This window comes from Caldimonas mangrovi, from assembly GCF_023721835.1.
Lineage (GTDB): Bacteria > Pseudomonadota > Gammaproteobacteria > Burkholderiales > Burkholderiaceae_C > Caldimonas > Caldimonas mangrovi.
In genome coordinates this window covers 26539-40737 of the sequence record NZ_JAMKFE010000006.1, presented here as the reverse complement: position 1 = coordinate 40737, position 14199 = coordinate 26539, and the positions used below count along the sequence as shown (strand labels likewise).

Annotated in this window: 14 protein-coding genes; 6 read left to right on the top strand and 8 right to left on the bottom strand. The window is 68.0% G+C overall.

The window, feature by feature from the left end; genetic code table 11:
* Positions 1–105 precede the first annotated feature (105 nt).
* From M8A51_RS11485 to M8A51_RS11465, 5 genes are all read left to right on the top strand, one after another.
* Positions 106–1104: an AraC family transcriptional regulator gene (locus M8A51_RS11485; RefSeq protein ID WP_407062224.1), complete on the top strand. Its 999-nt coding sequence runs from the start codon at positions 106–108 to the stop codon at positions 1102–1104.
* 143 nt (positions 1105–1247) lie between these two features.
* Positions 1248–1658 carry a hypothetical protein gene (locus M8A51_RS11480; RefSeq protein ID WP_251778536.1) on the top strand — a complete coding sequence of 137 codons (411 nt, stop codon included), beginning with the start codon at positions 1248–1250 and terminating at the stop codon, positions 1656–1658.
* Positions 1659–1705: 47 nt separating this feature from the next.
* Complete coding sequence (gene dynA, locus M8A51_RS11475) at positions 1706–2917, top strand: dynobactin maturation radical SAM/SPASM protein DynA (protein WP_251778534.1); 1212 nt, start codon at positions 1706–1708, stop codon at positions 2915–2917.
* Between the two features lie 410 nt (positions 2918–3327).
* The gene (gene cspE, locus M8A51_RS11470) at positions 3328–3537 is read left to right on the top strand and encodes a transcription antiterminator/RNA stability regulator CspE (RefSeq protein ID WP_251778532.1); all 210 of its coding nucleotides are present in this window, start codon (positions 3328–3330) and stop codon (positions 3535–3537) included.
* A 70-nt stretch (positions 3538–3607) separates the two neighbouring features.
* The gene (locus M8A51_RS11465; RefSeq protein WP_251778530.1) at positions 3608–4594 is read left to right on the top strand and encodes a S1 family peptidase; all 987 of its coding nucleotides are present in this window, start codon (positions 3608–3610) and stop codon (positions 4592–4594) included.
* Between the two features lie 35 nt (positions 4595–4629).
* Here M8A51_RS11465 and M8A51_RS11460 read toward each other — a convergent pair whose 3' ends face one another.
* Positions 4630–4854, bottom strand: a complete 225-nt coding sequence (locus M8A51_RS11460) for a hypothetical protein (protein ID WP_251778528.1) — start codon at positions 4852–4854, stop codon at positions 4630–4632.
* A 287-nt stretch (positions 4855–5141) separates the two neighbouring features.
* On the opposite strand from M8A51_RS11460, the gene M8A51_RS11455 reads away from it, so the two are divergent.
* On the top strand, positions 5142–6521 hold the full coding sequence (locus M8A51_RS11455; protein WP_251778526.1) for a sensor histidine kinase: 1380 nt from the start codon (positions 5142–5144) through the stop codon (positions 6519–6521).
* Positions 6522–6563: 42 nt separating this feature from the next.
* Here M8A51_RS11455 and M8A51_RS11450 read toward each other — a convergent pair whose 3' ends face one another.
* The 7 genes from M8A51_RS11450 to xylF all read right to left on the bottom strand — a co-directional run bounded on the left by M8A51_RS11450 (position 6564) and on the right by xylF (position 14159).
* Positions 6564–7061, bottom strand: a complete 498-nt coding sequence (locus tag M8A51_RS11450; RefSeq protein WP_251778524.1) for an acyl-CoA thioesterase — start codon at positions 7059–7061, stop codon at positions 6564–6566.
* 180 nt (positions 7062–7241) lie between these two features.
* Entirely contained in the window at positions 7242–8336 is a 1095-nt protein-coding gene (locus M8A51_RS11445; RefSeq protein WP_259371969.1) for a galactose-1-epimerase, read from the bottom strand.
* Positions 8284–9600 (bottom strand): xylose isomerase, encoded by a 1317-nt coding sequence (gene xylA, locus M8A51_RS11440; RefSeq protein ID WP_251778521.1) that lies wholly within the window; start codon positions 9598–9600, stop codon positions 8284–8286. Before xylA ends, M8A51_RS11445 begins: the two co-directional genes overlap by 53 nt.
* A 32-nt stretch (positions 9601–9632) precedes the next feature.
* On the bottom strand, positions 9633–11108 hold the full coding sequence (xylB, locus tag M8A51_RS11435) for a xylulokinase (protein ID WP_251778519.1): 1476 nt from the start codon (positions 11106–11108) through the stop codon (positions 9633–9635).
* Positions 11105–11881, bottom strand: a complete 777-nt coding sequence (locus tag M8A51_RS11430; protein ID WP_251778517.1) for an ATP-binding cassette domain-containing protein — start codon at positions 11879–11881, stop codon at positions 11105–11107. Before M8A51_RS11430 ends, xylB begins: the two co-directional genes overlap by 4 nt.
* Positions 11878–13143: a sugar ABC transporter permease gene (locus tag M8A51_RS11425; RefSeq protein WP_251778514.1), complete on the bottom strand. Its 1266-nt coding sequence runs from the start codon at positions 13141–13143 to the stop codon at positions 11878–11880. Before M8A51_RS11425 ends, M8A51_RS11430 begins: the two co-directional genes overlap by 4 nt.
* Complete coding sequence (gene xylF, locus M8A51_RS11420; RefSeq protein WP_251778512.1) at positions 13134–14159, bottom strand: D-xylose ABC transporter substrate-binding protein; 1026 nt, start codon at positions 14157–14159, stop codon at positions 13134–13136. Before xylF ends, M8A51_RS11425 begins: the two co-directional genes overlap by 10 nt.
* Between the last annotated feature and the right edge of the window lie 40 nt (positions 14160–14199).

The following is a 14199-nucleotide window of genomic DNA, read 5'->3' as shown; positions in this document are numbered from 1 at the left end:
GCACCGATAGACCAGTCCTCTCGATTTCTTGCCTGATCCTCCGCCGCACTGGACCGGAGTGCATGGCTTGAATTACCGTTGCGACACCGTGAACAGGAGAACCGCGTGAACCGATCCGCCGCGAATGGCGCCGTCAGTGGAGCCGCCCATGTTCCCGCCCGGGCCGCCCCGCCCGAGGACGTACACCAGTCCTTGGCGGCGTGCGCCGCCCGCTGGACGGCCGGCGGCGAAATCGTCGCCACCGCGGTGCCCGGCTTGTCGCTGTTTCGCAAGGAAACCTCGACCGAGCCGACGAGCTGCATGTACGAACCGAGCCTGGCGCTCATCGTGCAGGGCGCCAAGCGCGTGCTGCTCGGCGAGGAAGCGTACGAGTACCGTGCCGGCCAGTTCCTGATCACGTCGCTCGACCTGCCGGCCTTGGGCCAGGTGGTCGAAGCCACCCGCGAACAGCCCTGCCTCGGCATCATGCTCAAACTCGACCCGCGCGGCCTGGCCGAGATGCTGCTGGACAGCAGCCTGGCCGGCCAGAGCGGCCTGCCGGCAGGCCGCGGCATGGAAGTGGGCCAGGCCCGGCGCCCGCTCCTCGACGCATTCCGCCGCCTTCTTGAGCTGCTCGACTCGCCCGCCGACATTCCCGTGCTGGCGCCGCTGGTACAGCGCGAGATCGTCTACCGCCTGCTGATGAGCGACCAGGGCGGACGCCTGCGCCACATCGCGTCGGCCGGCAGCCAGGGCCACCGCGTGGCGCGCGCGATCGACTGGCTCAAAGGCCACTTCGCCGAGCCCTTGCGTGTCGAAGACCTGGCGGCGCACGTGCAAATGAGCGTGTCGACCTTTCATCACCACTTCCGCACGCTCACCACCATGAGCCCGCTGCAGTTCCAGAAATGGCTGCGGCTCAACGAGGCGCGCCGGCTGATGCTGATCGAGCACTGCGATGCCTCGACTGCCGCCGCGCAGGTCGGCTATGAAAGCCCGTCGCAGTTCAGCCGCGAGTACAAGCGCCAGTTCGGCGTGCCGCCCCGGCGTGACATGGAAGGCTTGCGCCGGCTGCACGGCCTCGGCGAGGCGGGCGCACCGGCCCAGGCCGCCGCCGTTCACTGAGGCGGCGCGCCGCTGCATGGGGCTGCTGGCGCCGGCGGGCGCCGCGCGCCCCGTGAGAACTGACAGGCTCGCCTACCCTGGGGGCGCTTGTGGACTCGGTGTCCGGCGCCTATCGTCGTTCCATACAAACCCAGGAGGACGCGATGGACACGCAAGACCTGCAACCGGGCGACCCGGTCGACCCCTGCCACGACGACCCGACCCTGCGTGCCCGAGCCCCCGGCAAGGGCAGCCCTCCCGACGACCTGGCCCGTTCGACCGGCTACACCAGCCGTGGCTACGTGCAGCACTTCCTGCCGGATCGCGAAGTCAACCTCGCCCAGCTGAACCAGGCCCTGGCCGACGTCTTCGGCGAGCCGGCCTTGCGCATGCTGGACATGAAGCTGACCATCGACGAGGAATACTGGCGGCAGCTGTGCGGCAACCCTTGGAGCGGCAACGTCTACCAATACCGCTTCTTCGCCCCGCGCCAGAACGAACTCGACGAAGTGGCCCGGCTGAGTGCCGAAATGCAGAAACTTGCCGCCGAGGTCCAGGCGCTGAAGCAAGGCTGAACGCCCTCTTTTCCGATCGACAGGGACGCCCGGAGCGGGAGGGTGCGATGCAATTCGTCAACATCGTCAAGCCGACGCATATCTGCAATCTCGATTGCACCTACTGCTACAACGACGACGTGCGCGACCCGGTGATGCGCGCCGAAACGCTGCGCCGCACCGTGGAGCAGACTTTCGCCTACGTGCGCGGCCACGGCTCGATGAGTGCCGCGGAATTCATCTGGCACGGTGGCGAGCCGACCGTCGCCGGCCTGCCGTTCTTCGAGACCGCGGTGGCATTGCAGCGCGAGTTGTCCGATGGCGTGGCATGGCAGAACTCGATCCAGACCAACGGCGTGCTGCTCGACGACCGCTGGATCTCGTTCCTGGCGCGCGAGCAGTTCTCGCTCAGCATCTCGCTGGACGGCCCCGAGCACATCAATGACCGCTACCGCGTCACGCACCGGGGTGGCGGCAGCTTCGCGCGGGTTTTCAAGGCGGTCGCGCGTGCACGCGAGGCCGGCCTGCCGTTCGGTGTGTGCATGGTGCTGAGCCGCGCCACCGCGCCGCACGTCGACGAGATCTACGACTTCTTTTCGCAGCACCAGCTGCCGTTCAACGTGATTCCGATGACACGCTCGGGTGCCGCGCGCGATCGCTTCGAGGACATCGGACTCGATGCCGACGAATACGCCCAGGCCTGGACGCGCATGTACGACCGCTGGCTCGAGTCCGGCGACGGCGGCCACTACGTCTACGTCCAGGACTTCGCGCTCAAGACGCGTGCCATTGCCTCGGGCAAGGCGGCCGATTGCATCGGCCTGGCGAACTGCTCGCACTTCAACGTCTCGACCGACCCGGTCGGCGATGTCTATCCATGCGCGTCACTGTCGGGCAACGCCGCGATGTGCTACGGCAACCTCAACACGCACAGCCTGGCCGCGCTGCTGGACACGCCGCTGGCACGCTCGCTCAAGCACCGGGCCGTCGACCCGCAGTGTGCGCAGTGCAAATGGCAGCACGTGTGCCACGGCGGCTGCGCCTCGCGCGCCTACAAGTTCCACGGCGACGCCGATCAGCGCGACCGCTATTGCCCGGGCCTGTTCCAGATCTACGAGCACATCGACCGCCGGCTGCGCGAACGGAAGGTACCGAGTGGGCTGCGCCATCCGCAGCACATGTCGGACGGCATCGACGGCGAAACCTACCGCGCGCTCGCCGGCCCGCCGCCGACACGAGCGCAAGCAAGTCGGCGAGTGATACCGCTTCGGGCTGCCTGAACTGCGTGCATCGAGCACGGCGAATGAAGGTCGCCGCGTCAGGCCAGGCCTCGCAACAGCAGTTGCAGCGCAGCTTCGAATTCCACTTCCGGCCGGCTCTCGAGTTTCGGCGGTTCGCCGGCTGCCCCGTCTGCAGCTTCCACTTGATGACGATGAGCCGCCGTCACCCTGAGAGACAGGCGGCCGGCCTCCGCCAGGTCGCATCGAAGTCCCTGCGAAAGGCACTTCTTGCAGCGCGTGCACCGCGCGGGTGTACTATCCGCCTCGCAGACATGCACAAGACCGTTTTCTCAGGTCTCCTCTGTTTCCCGCCGCTCGCGGCCGGCTCCGGTCGAACTCCCCGATGATGAACTTGGCGTTTCTGCACTGCGTCAGCATGTGCGGCGCAGCATTCATTGGAAGACATCGACATGACGACGCAAAGCGGAACCGTGAAGTGGTTCAACGAGAGCAAGGGCTTCGGCTTCATCACCCCCGATGACGGCAGCCAGGACCTGTTCGCCCATTTCAGCGAGATCCAAGGCGGCGGTTTCAAGACCCTCGCCGAGAGCCAGCGTGTCACCTTCGAGGTGACGCAGGGCAAGAAGGGTTTGCAAGCTTCGAACATTCGACCGGTCTGAACCGGACGGCTCACACCTGCCTGAGCACGACCGCGGCCACGAGCCGCGGTTTTTTCTTTCTGGGCCCTTGATGAACAACCTGCAAGAAGCGACCGAGAAGATCTGCGAACTGAAGGGCAGCCTGGTCGCGCTCGACGCGTTGGTCAGTGCCATGCTGCGGGTGATGCCATCCGAGGCCAAGGAGATGCTGCAGCCGGTGTTCGATCAGCATGCCGAGGTGGCACGCACCGTGCTGCTGCATGCGCCGATCTCCGAGCACTCGATCAGTGCATTCGAACGCGACGTGCAGCGCAGCGTGCGCCTGCTCGACAGGCAGGTGAACGCATCGTCGGCGGCCTCTGGCCACGCGTGCGATGGCGTCCTGCTGACGGTGGCGCGCATCGAGGCGTTCGCCGGCTCGGACCCGTTGACCGCAGCGACCGGATTCTTCTTCGAGCGCGAGGGCCGCCTCTACCTGGTCTCGTGCCGGCACGTGTTCATCGACGAGCCCACCGACCACCGGCCCGACCGCATCGAGATCGAACTGCACACCGATGGCGGCGACCTGACCCGGGCCACGCGGCTGTCCGTGCTGCTGTATCGAGGCGGCCTGGCCCGCTGGCGGCAGGCATCCGACGCGGGGGGCGAGGTCGACGTCGCCGTGCTCGAACTGGATCGCGAAGCGCTCCCGCCGAATTGCCTGCTGCAAAGTTGGACGCCTGCGCATCTGGAGACCCACCCTGCTGCCGTGCAAGTCGGGGCACCGCTGGCGGTCGTCGGTTTTCCTCTGGGGTTTCATGACACGCTGCATCACCTGCCGGTGGTGCGCCAGGGGCTGGTGGCGTCGTCGTTCGGTCTGCGGTTTCAGGGACAGGGCTACTTCCTGACCGATGCGCGTACGCACCGCGGGACCAGCGGCGCCCCCGTGTTGCGCAACGAGCGCGGCGCGTGGAAATTGCTGGGCATCCATGCCACGCGGCTGGACATGAACACCCGGAATGTCGACGAAAACGAATCGCTCGGGCTGAATTCGGCCTGGTACGCGGGTGTGCTGCTCGCGCTGACCGAGCCGTCCTGAGCCGCGCCGCTGCCCGTTCCCGGGCCTGGGAAGTCTTACGTCAGCCGGGCGAACAGCTGCTTGCAGACGTTGTCGCCGACGGTGGTCAGCCGCAGCGTGCCGCCGTGCCATTCCAGCCAGTCGAGCGCCACGTAGTCGTCGATGTCGCGTTCCGGCACATCGGCCGCGCGGCGACGCCGCAGCAGGTCGACCGTCGCCAGCAGGGCGTCCCGGAGAGCGTCCCGCCGTAAGGCCGTGAGCAACGTGCGAGGAGAGGTCATGAGGACTCCGGTGGTGAGGGTCCACCTTACCACTGTATCGTGCCGATGGATCATCGGCGGTGCTTCTCCACCGTGGCGTCTGCGACACCGCTCTCTGACAGGTTCAGCCGCCCCGGGCCCCCGGGAGCTCCCCGGTCGGCACCCGGGTGCGCCCCCCTTTGGGGGAAACGCGACGGTGGCATCTTGCACGCGCTCGCCGGTGCGGCACACTTTCGGCTTCGACCGGCGGCGGGATGCCGATGTGCACGCCGTCGACCGTCCTCGTCGGGCCTCGTTGAGAAGAATCGATGTATTCCATCCTTCCGGTCGTCGTCGCTGCGCTCTTTCTTGCTTGCGGACTGTACGTCGCGGTCGACCGCGGCCGCAGCCGGGTCACGAATGCCTTCCTGCTGCTGTGCCTCACGACGGCGGTGTGGCAAGGAACCTGGGCGGTGCTGTTCCAGGTGGACGACCCCGACACGGCCTCGGTCCTCGTGCGGCTCGGCTATCTGTTCATCCTGTTCCTGCCCACCACGCTTTACCAGTTCCTGGCAGAAATCGCCGAGGTGCGATCGGAGCGTCCGTACGTCCGTGCGTCGTATGCCATGGCCTGCGGTCTGGCCGTGGTCCTGGTGACGACGGACCTGTTCGTCGCGGGCTACTACGACTATTCGTGGGGGTACTACCCGAAGGCGGGGCCCTGGCACTGGGTCCACATGCTGCAGACCTCTGTCGTGGTCCTGCGGGGGCTGTATCTGACGTCGGTGCGGCAGGCGCATGCCGCGCCCCTGCAACGGACGCGACTGCAGCTGTGCATCGCCAGCATGTTCGTCTACTTCTTCGCAGCCACGGACTACCTCTGCAACTACGGGTTCGACTTCTATCCGGTCGGCGTGCTGTTCAACGCGGCGAGCCTGGCGATCATCGTCGTCGCCATCCTGAAATACGATCTCATGAACAGCGATGTCGTCGTTGCTACCGCCGCGCATGAGGTGCGCACGCCTCTGGCGACCATCCGGCTCCATGCCGAGGCCGTCGAGCGCTCCTGGCCTGAGGTTCTGGCCGGCTACCAGCTGGCGGTCGATCACGGCCTCTGCGCCGCGATTCCTGCCGGGTCGATCGAGGAAGTCGGGCTGTTGCCCGCAAAGATCGCGCGGGAGGTGGACCGATCGAACATGATCGTCGACCTGATGGTTGCTTCGTCGCGGCTGAACCGCGTCGACGAAAGCGACTTCGCGCCGACCCGTGCGCTGGCGTGCATACACGAGGCGATCGAGACCTACCCGTACGGCACCGGAGAGCGTGAGCGCGTACGTTGCGAAGCCCACGAGGACTTCGCGTTCTTCGGCTCGCACGCGCTGCTGGTCAACGTGCTTTTCAACCTGATGAAAAACGCGTTGCATGCCATCAGGCTGTCAGGACAAGGAGACGTCACCATCGAAACCCGCGTGACCGGCCGCTACCCGTGCCTGATCGTGTCCGACTCCGGGCCCGGCGTCGCACGGCACATGCAGCGCCAGCTGTTCCATCCGTTCGCCACCACCAAGAAGGGCCGTGCGGGCGGGCTCGGCCTGGCCTTCAGCCGCAGCGTCATGCGCGCCTTCGGGGGAACGATAGGCTGCACGTCGCAGCCGGGACGCACCGTCTTCACGCTGCGGTTCCCAGCCGCACGAGACACCCGAAGGTGATTCCCGGTCGGTCGTCGCCTGCGGCTGCGCCGGCGGGCGACGTCAGGCTTGCAGCCGCTCCTCCGGAATTTCGTACTCGCGAATTCGCGCCAGGACCTCCTCCGGCAATCGCTGTATGCGTTTGTCATCGCGGGCGAAAACGATCTGCTGATAGCCCGTCGACACGAGCGCATCATCGACCTGGAAGCGGAAGATCAGGTAGAACGAGCAGCGCGACACCTGAAACGTGTTGAGCTGGCAATCCACGGTCTGAAAGGGAAAGGTCTCGTGCACGTACTCCTGGTGCGCGCGCTTCGTGATGAAAACACCCTGAGAACGAAGCAGATCCGGCGCAATGCACTGGTAGAACCAACGTTCGCGACAGACGCCTTGCCACTCGAAGTAGCGCGAGAAGTAGGTATTCGCATAGGCGTTCGAATCCTTGAGATAGATGTCGATGGCGTGATGGAACGTCTTGGGTTCGACGGCCCCCGGACTCTTGCCGAGGAGAACCTGGCGATGTGGGACTTCGGTGCCGTGACGGGTGAGTTCGAGGAACATGGAGGACTCCTTGGAATGTAGATAAAGCCGTGGCGAACGGCGCGAACCGCGGCCGCGCGCCACAGGGATACTGTGAACTCAAGGTCTGCCTCCTGGGAAGAGCCGGCGATGCAGGTGACCGAAAAGGGTCGATCCGGCGGTGGTGCCGTGCCGTCGCACGGCGCAAGCTGCCGGTGGCCGTCAGCGCCACGCGAAGACGTAGCGGATGCGGTGCTCCCAGACCCCGCCCGGCTGCAGCCAGCACGGCGGCTGCGGCCACTCGGGGTGGTTGGGGCTGTCGGGCAGGAACTGCGGCTCCAGCGCGATGCCGGCGCAGTTCGTGTAGACGCCGCCATGCCTCGACGGGATGCCTTGCAGGTGCTGCCCGCCGTAGAACTGCAAGGCCGGCAGCGTGGTGGCGATGCTCATCGAGAGCGCGCCGTCGCCTGACCACAGCTCGACGGCCGGCTCGCGCATCTCAGCGCACCCCGGGTCGAGCAGAAAGGCATGGTCGTATCCCAGGCTGGCCGTCTGCCCCGCATCGGCCAGCCAGTCCTGCGCGATGGGCTTGCCGGCGCGAAAGTCGTAGCTGGTGTGTGCCACCGGCGCCAGCTGGCCCAGCGGAATCAGCTCGGCATCGACCGGCAGGTAGTGCGGCGCGGCAATGCGCAGCCGGTGCGCCCGCACGTCGCGCGCGTCGCCGTCGAGATTGAAGTAGGCATGGTTGGTCAGGCACACCGGCGTCTCGGCGCTGGTGACGGCCCGCAGCGCGATCTCCAGCACCATCGGCTCGACCAGCGTGTACGCCACCCACGCCCGCAGTTCGCCCGGAAACCCCTGGTCGCCGTCGGGCGAGACGAGGGACATCGCCACCTGGGTCTCGTCGACCGTATCGACGCGCCACTCGCGTGCGTGGAAACCGCCGTCCCCCCCATGCAGCTGGTGGGCCGAGCCGGCGTTCGGTGCGAGCCGCACCACGTGCCCTCTGTGCCGGTAGCGCGCATGATCGATGCGGTTGGCATAGCGGCCGATCGTGGCGCCCAGGAAAGCGCGCTGCCGCATTTGCTGCTCCTGCGTCGGACAGGCCAGCACGACGCTGCGGCGTGTGCCGTCAGGCATCGGCACGTGGCAGCCCAGCCAGGTGGCGCCCCTGCTGGAGAGCTCCAGCTCCACGCCGTTCGGCCGCCGCAAACAGAGGGTGTGAGACGTCATGGGGTCCTGCGTTGCGTCCGGCGTCGCGTGCTCATGCGTATCGGTTGACGATGTTCTCGAGCCGCTCCTGCCGGCCCGACACAGGGCGCGGGTCCAGCCCCTGCGACTCGACCCGTGCGGCCAATGCTTCGAGGCTGGCGCCTGCCTCGATGGCGCGGCCCAGCTCGCCATCCCACCCTGCATAGCGGGCGCGCCGCATGGCGCACAGCTCGCCCGACTCGAACAGGGCAGCAGCGGACAGCAGCGCACGTGCCAGCGTGTCGAGCCCACCGACGTGCGCCTCGACGATGTCTTGCGCGTCGATGCTCTGGCGGCGCACCTTGGCGTCGAAGTTCATGCCCCCGGTGGTGAAGCCGCCGGCCCGCAGGATCTCCAGCAGCGCGGGGACCAGTGCGACATGGTTGTTGGGGAACTGGTCGGTGTCCCAGCCCAGTTGTTCGTCGCCGCGGTTGGCATCGAGCGATCCGAAGATGCCCAGTGCGCAAGCCGTGGCCACCTCGTGCTCGAAGCTGTGGCCGGACAGCGTGGCATGGTTGACCTCGATGTTGACCTTCAGTTCGTTCTCCAGGCCGTAGCGCTTCAGGAAGCCGTAGACCGTCGCGGTGTCGAAGTCGTACTGGTGCTTGGTCGGTTCCTTGGGTTTGGGCTCGATCAGCAGCGTGCCCCTGAAGCCGATCTTGTGCTTGTGCTCGACCACCGCGGCGAGGAAGCGGCCATAGTGGTCGAGCTCTCGCGACAGGTCGGTGTTGAGCAGCGTCTCATAGCCTTCCCGCCCGCCCCACAGCACATAGTTCGCGCCCTGCAGGCGATGCGTCCACTCGAGCACGTGCTTGACCTGCGCGGCGGCATACGCAAACATTTCCGGGTCGGGGTTGGTCGAGGCGCCCGCCATGTAGCGCGGGTGGGAGAACAGGTTGGCGGTGCCCCACAGCAGGCGCACCTTGCCGTCCTGCATCTTGCGTGCAGCGGCTTCGAGCAAGGTGTCGAGCCGCGCGTTCGACTCGCGCAGCGTCGCGCCCTCGGGCGCGACGTCGCGGTCGTGGAAGCACCAGAACGGCATGCCGAGGCAGGCGAACAGGTCGAACGCGGCATCGAGCTTCAGCCGCGCCGCGGCCATCGCGTCGGTGTCGTCGAACCATGGACGCTGGAACAGCGGCGTGCCGAGCGCGAACGGGTCTTCGCCGCGCCAGCAGAAGCTGTGCCAGTAGCACACGGCAGGCCGCAGGTGTTCTTCGAGCGTCTTGCCGAGCACGACGCGCTTGGCGTCGTACCAGCGGTAGGCCAGCGGGTTGCGGCTGGCGGCGCCTTCGTAGCGGGCCGGTTCGATGGCGGAAAACACAGAGGACATGGAAGACTTTCTGGTGAGTTCGGGAAGACGGTTCAGGACAGCGCGCGCACCGGCGCATAGGCTGCCCGAAAGCGCTGCAGGCGGTGCTCGCGCTCGTCGGCGCGCCGGGGGTCGGGTTCGAAGCTGCAGGCGATGCGCGGCGGCGCGACCACCTCGGCCAACGGCCGGCCGAGGCCCAGCCATGCCAGCCGGGCGGCGCCGAGTGCCGGGCCGACTTCGGCGCCGGCCGGCCGGTCGACCGGCAGGCGCAGCGTATCGGCCAGCAACTGCAGCCACGCATCGGAACGGGCACCGCCGCCGATCGCGAGCAGGCGCTGCGGGCGGCTGCCGGCTTCATGCAGCGCTGCCAGCCCGTCGGCGAAGACGTGGGCCACGCCTTCGATCACCGCATAGCTGAGGTCATCGCGACCATGGGCATGCGTGAGGCCGAGGAAGCTGCCGGTGGCGCCGGGGTCGGCATGCGGCGTGCGCTCGCCGCTGAGATAGGGCAGGAACATCGGCGCCGCCGCACGCGCCGGCTCCGCGGGCAGTGCGGCCAGCAACTCGGCCGGCGCGGCGCCGGTGATGCCGCTCCACCACGACAGCGCACTCGAGGCCGTGAGCATCACCGCCATGTGGTGCCACAGGCCGGGCAGCGCATGGCAGAAGGTGTGCACGCCCCGCTCGGGATACGCCAGCGGTTCGGCGACAGGGCTGAAGACGACGCCCGACGTACCGAGCGACAACAAGGCCTGGCCGGGCCGCACCACCCCCACCCCGATGGCGCCGGCCGCGTTGTCGCCCGCGCCTGCGGCGACGCGCACGCCGGTCGGCAAGCCCCACCGCTCGGCCCATTCGGTTCGCAGTGCGCCGACGAGATCCGGCCCCTCGTGCACCGCCGGCATCTGCTCGGACCGCATGGCGCAGGCCGACAGCATCGGCTCGCTCCACTGCCGCCGTGCAACGTCGAGCCACAGCGTTCCCGCCGCATCCGAGGTGTCGGTGCTCATGGCGCCGCACAGGCGCCAGACCACCCAGTCCTTGGGCAGCAGGACCTTCGCCGTTCGCTCGAACACGGCCGGCTCGTGGCGTGCCACCCACAGCAGCTTGGGGGCGGTGAACCCCGCCATCGCACGGTTGGCGGTGATGCGGCGAGCGCCGGGCTCGCGGGCTTCGAGCTCGGCACATTCGGCCTGGCTGCGGCCGTCGTTCCAGAGGATCGCGGGCCGCAGCACCTCGCCGGCCGCGTCGAGCAGCACCGCGCCGTGCATCTGCCCGGCCACTGCCATCGCGCGCACGCGCTGCCAGCGCTCGCCCGCTGCCGCGCGCAATTGCAGCATGGCCGCGTCGACCGCCTGCCACCAGTCCGCAGGCGACTGCTCGGACCACATCGGTTGAGGCCGCGACACGTCGAGCGCGGCGACCGCTTCGGCACCGAGTTCGCCCTGCTCGGACAGCATCACGGCTTTCACGCCCGAGGTGCCAAGGTCGAGTCCGACCACCCAGTCCTGCCGTTCGTTCAGGCTCATGCCGGCTCCATCTCGTGCCGTTGCGCCACCCGCGTGAGCGGGCGCCCGCCGATGATCATCGCGAGCACCTCGTCCTCGGTGACATCGGCGGTGCGATAGGTGCCGACGGTGCGGCCGTTTTTCATCACGCACAACCGGTCCGACAGCGCGAAGACGTCGGGCATGTCGTGCGAGATCAGGAAGATGCCGACCCCCGAGGCTTTCAGCGCACGCACCAGGTCGTGCACCATGCGCGTTTCTTCCGGGCCCAGCGCGGCGCACGGCTCGTCCATGATCAGCACGCGCGCGTTGAAGGTCAGCGCGCGCGAGATCGCCACCACCTGCCGCTGCCCGCCCGACAGCGAGCGCACCGGCACGCGGATGTTGCGGAAGTGCGGGTTCAGGCGCCGGAACACGTCCCGCGCTTTCGACTCCATCGCGTACTCGTCCATCGTGCCCCAACGCGTCGTCAGCTCGCGCCCCAGGAACAGGTTGGAGACGCTGTCGAGGTTGTCGGCCAGCGCCAGCGTCTGGTGGATGGTCTCGATGCCCAGCGCCTGCGATGCGGCCGGGCTGGCGATGTGCACCGGCGTGCCGTCCACCAGGAACTCGCCGCTGTCGACGGGGTAGGCGCCGGCCAGCATCTTCATCAGCGTCGACTTGCCGGCGCCGTTGTGGCCGAGCACGGCCACCACCTCGCCGGCATGCAGTTTCAGGTGCACGTCGGCCACCGCCTGCACGCCGCCGAAGGCCTTCGACACGCCGCGGATTTCGATCAGGGGAACCTCGCTCATGCCACCCGCTCCCCGGTCCAGCGACGGAACAACACGTCGAACACCACGGCGACGATCAGCACCTGGCCGATGATGACCATGCGCTTGCCGATGCTCACGTCCATCAGCAGCAGGCCGCTGTCGAGGAACTGGATGATCAGCGCGCCGAGCACCGAGCCGAGCACGCTGCCGCTGCCGCCGCTGAGAGCGACGCCGCCGATCACCGCGGCGGCGATCACGTACAGCTCCATGTTGGTGCCGAGCGAATTGGTGCCGGCGTTCAGGCGGGCCACCGAGACGATCGCCGCCACCGTCACCAGCAGCGACAACAGCAGGAACAGCTTGAGCATCACCCGCCGCACCGGTATGCCGACCAGCAGCGCGGCTTCGGGGTTGCCGCCGATCGCGTAGACATAGCGGCCGAAGCGCGTGCGGCGCACCAGGAAGGCCACGGCGATGACCACGGCGGCCCAGATCACCACCGGGATGGGAACGCCCTGCCCCGGCAGTTCGTCGGTGATGCGGTAGGCGTTGAGGGTGGCCACGAAAGCGAGCAGCACGGCGATGAAAAAGCCGGTGAGCAGGCCGTCCCACCACAGCGGGCGCAGCGGGAACCCGTGCTGGCGGGCACCGCGCCGCCGGGCGGCCGTCAGCCACACCAGCAGGCCCGACAGCGCGATGCCGAGCGTCCAGGACCACGCGGGCCCGAGCGAGCCGTCGATGCCGCCGCCGAGCGCCAGGAACACCGGGTCGGTGATGGGCTGGGTCTTGCCGTCGGCCACCAGGAAGGCTGCACCCCGGAAGGACATCAGCCCGCCGAGGGTGACGACAAAAGACGGCACGCCGATGTAGGCGGTGAGCCAGCCCTGGTACAGCCCGATGCACAAGGCCAGCGCCAGACCGGCAAACGACGCGGCCACCCAGTGCCAACCGTGCGTGTACATCAGGAAGGCGACCAGCACGCCGACCACGCCCATCACGGAGCCGACCGACAGATCGATCTGCCGCGCGACGATGATCAGCGCCACGGCGGTCGACACGATGCCGACCACGGCGGTCTGCTGTGCGATGTTGTAGAGGTTCTCGGGCGTCAGGAAGCTGCCGGTCCCGACATGGAAGACGATCGCCATGGCCGCGAGCACGCCGGCCATGATGGCCAGGCGCAGGTCCTGCACGCTGACCTGCAGCGACTGCGCGGCCGGCACCGCAGCGGGTGCCACCGCGCCGGAAACCGCCGGCGCGGTTTCCGGCGCGGTGCTGGCCGGCACGGAGCTCACTTGCATGCCGCCGGCCCGGTGGCCTTGTCGACGCCGCGGCACAGCTCTTCCTTGCCGATGTGCTCGGCCTCGAGCACGACGTTCAGGTTGTCGCGCGTGATCGGCACGGCCTTCAGGAAGATCGCCTGCATCGGCACCTTCTTCTCGCCTTCGGCCCAGGTTTGCGCGCCTTCGACCTTCTTGCCGGCGGCCAGCGTCACGGCAGCGGTCGCCGCCTGGCGGCCCAGGTCGCGCGCGTCCTTCCAGACCGAGACGGTCTGCGTGCCGAGCGCCACGCGGTTCAACGCAGCATGGTCGCCGTCCTGCCCGGACACCGGCACGCCCTTGAGCCCGCGTGCCGACAGCGCGGCGACCACACCGCCGGCGGTGCCGTCATTGGAGGCCACCACCGCGTCGACCTTGTTGCCGTTGCGCGTGAGGATCTGCTCCATGTTCTTCTGCGCCACCTCGGGTTTCCAGCCGTCGGTGTACTCCTCGCCGACGATGCGGACGTCGCCTCGCTTGAGCGCGTCGGCCAGCACGTCCTGCTGCCCGGCGCGCAGGAAGTCGGCATTGGGATCGGTCGGCGAGCCCTTGATCATCACGTAGTTGCCCTTGGGCTTGGCCGCCAGCACCGCGCGCGCCTGCATGCGCCCGACCTCGCGGTTGTCGAAGGTGATGTAGAACACGCCCGGCTGCTCGATCAGGCGGTCGTAGGCGATCACCGGAATCTTGCGCGCGCGGGCCTTGGCCAGCGCCGGCACGATCGCGTCCTTGTCCATGGCGAGGATGATCAGCGCCTTCGCGCCCTTGGCGATCAGGCTGTCGACGTCGGCCAGCTGCTTCTCGGGCGAGCCGGCAGCGTCTGCGCTGACATAACTGGCGCCCAGCTTGGCGAGCTGCTCCTTCACCGCCTTTTCATCGGTCTTCCACCGCTCTTCCTGGAAGTTGGACCAGCTCACGCCGACGACGGTCTGTGCTGTCGCCAGGCTGCTCAGACCGGCCAGGATCAGGGCGGCGGCCACCCGGGTCTTGTTCAACATGGTGTCTTGTCTCCTGTCGTTCGTAGGGTGCCGGCGGCGG

Excerpts from the sequence above, each read along its gene's own strand:
- M8A51_RS11480 (WP_251778536.1), top strand. The coding sequence starts at position 1,248 with ATGGACACGCAAGACCTGCAACCGGGCGACCCGGTCGACCCCTGCCAC.
- dynA (WP_251778534.1), top strand. The coding sequence starts at position 1,706 with ATGCAATTCGTCAACATCGTCAAGCCGACGCATATCTGCAATCTCGAT.
- cspE (WP_251778532.1), top strand. The coding sequence starts at position 3,328 with ATGACGACGCAAAGCGGAACCGTGAAGTGGTTCAACGAGAGCAAGGGC.
- M8A51_RS11465 (WP_251778530.1), top strand. The coding sequence starts at position 3,608 with ATGAACAACCTGCAAGAAGCGACCGAGAAGATCTGCGAACTGAAGGGC.
- M8A51_RS11460 (WP_251778528.1), bottom strand. The coding sequence starts at position 4,854 with ATGACCTCTCCTCGCACGTTGCTCACGGCCTTACGGCGGGACGCTCTC.
- M8A51_RS11455 (WP_251778526.1), top strand. The coding sequence starts at position 5,142 with ATGTATTCCATCCTTCCGGTCGTCGTCGCTGCGCTCTTTCTTGCTTGC.
- M8A51_RS11450 (WP_251778524.1), bottom strand. The coding sequence starts at position 7,061 with ATGTTCCTCGAACTCACCCGTCACGGCACCGAAGTCCCACATCGCCAG.
- xylA (WP_251778521.1), bottom strand. The coding sequence starts at position 9,600 with ATGTCCTCTGTGTTTTCCGCCATCGAACCGGCCCGCTACGAAGGCGCC.
- xylB (WP_251778519.1), bottom strand. The coding sequence starts at position 11,108 with ATGAGCCTGAACGAACGGCAGGACTGGGTGGTCGGACTCGACCTTGGC.
- M8A51_RS11430 (WP_251778517.1), bottom strand. The coding sequence starts at position 11,881 with ATGAGCGAGGTTCCCCTGATCGAAATCCGCGGCGTGTCGAAGGCCTTC.
- M8A51_RS11425 (WP_251778514.1), bottom strand. The coding sequence starts at position 13,143 with ATGCAAGTGAGCTCCGTGCCGGCCAGCACCGCGCCGGAAACCGCGCCG.
- xylF (WP_251778512.1), bottom strand. The coding sequence starts at position 14,159 with ATGTTGAACAAGACCCGGGTGGCCGCCGCCCTGATCCTGGCCGGTCTG.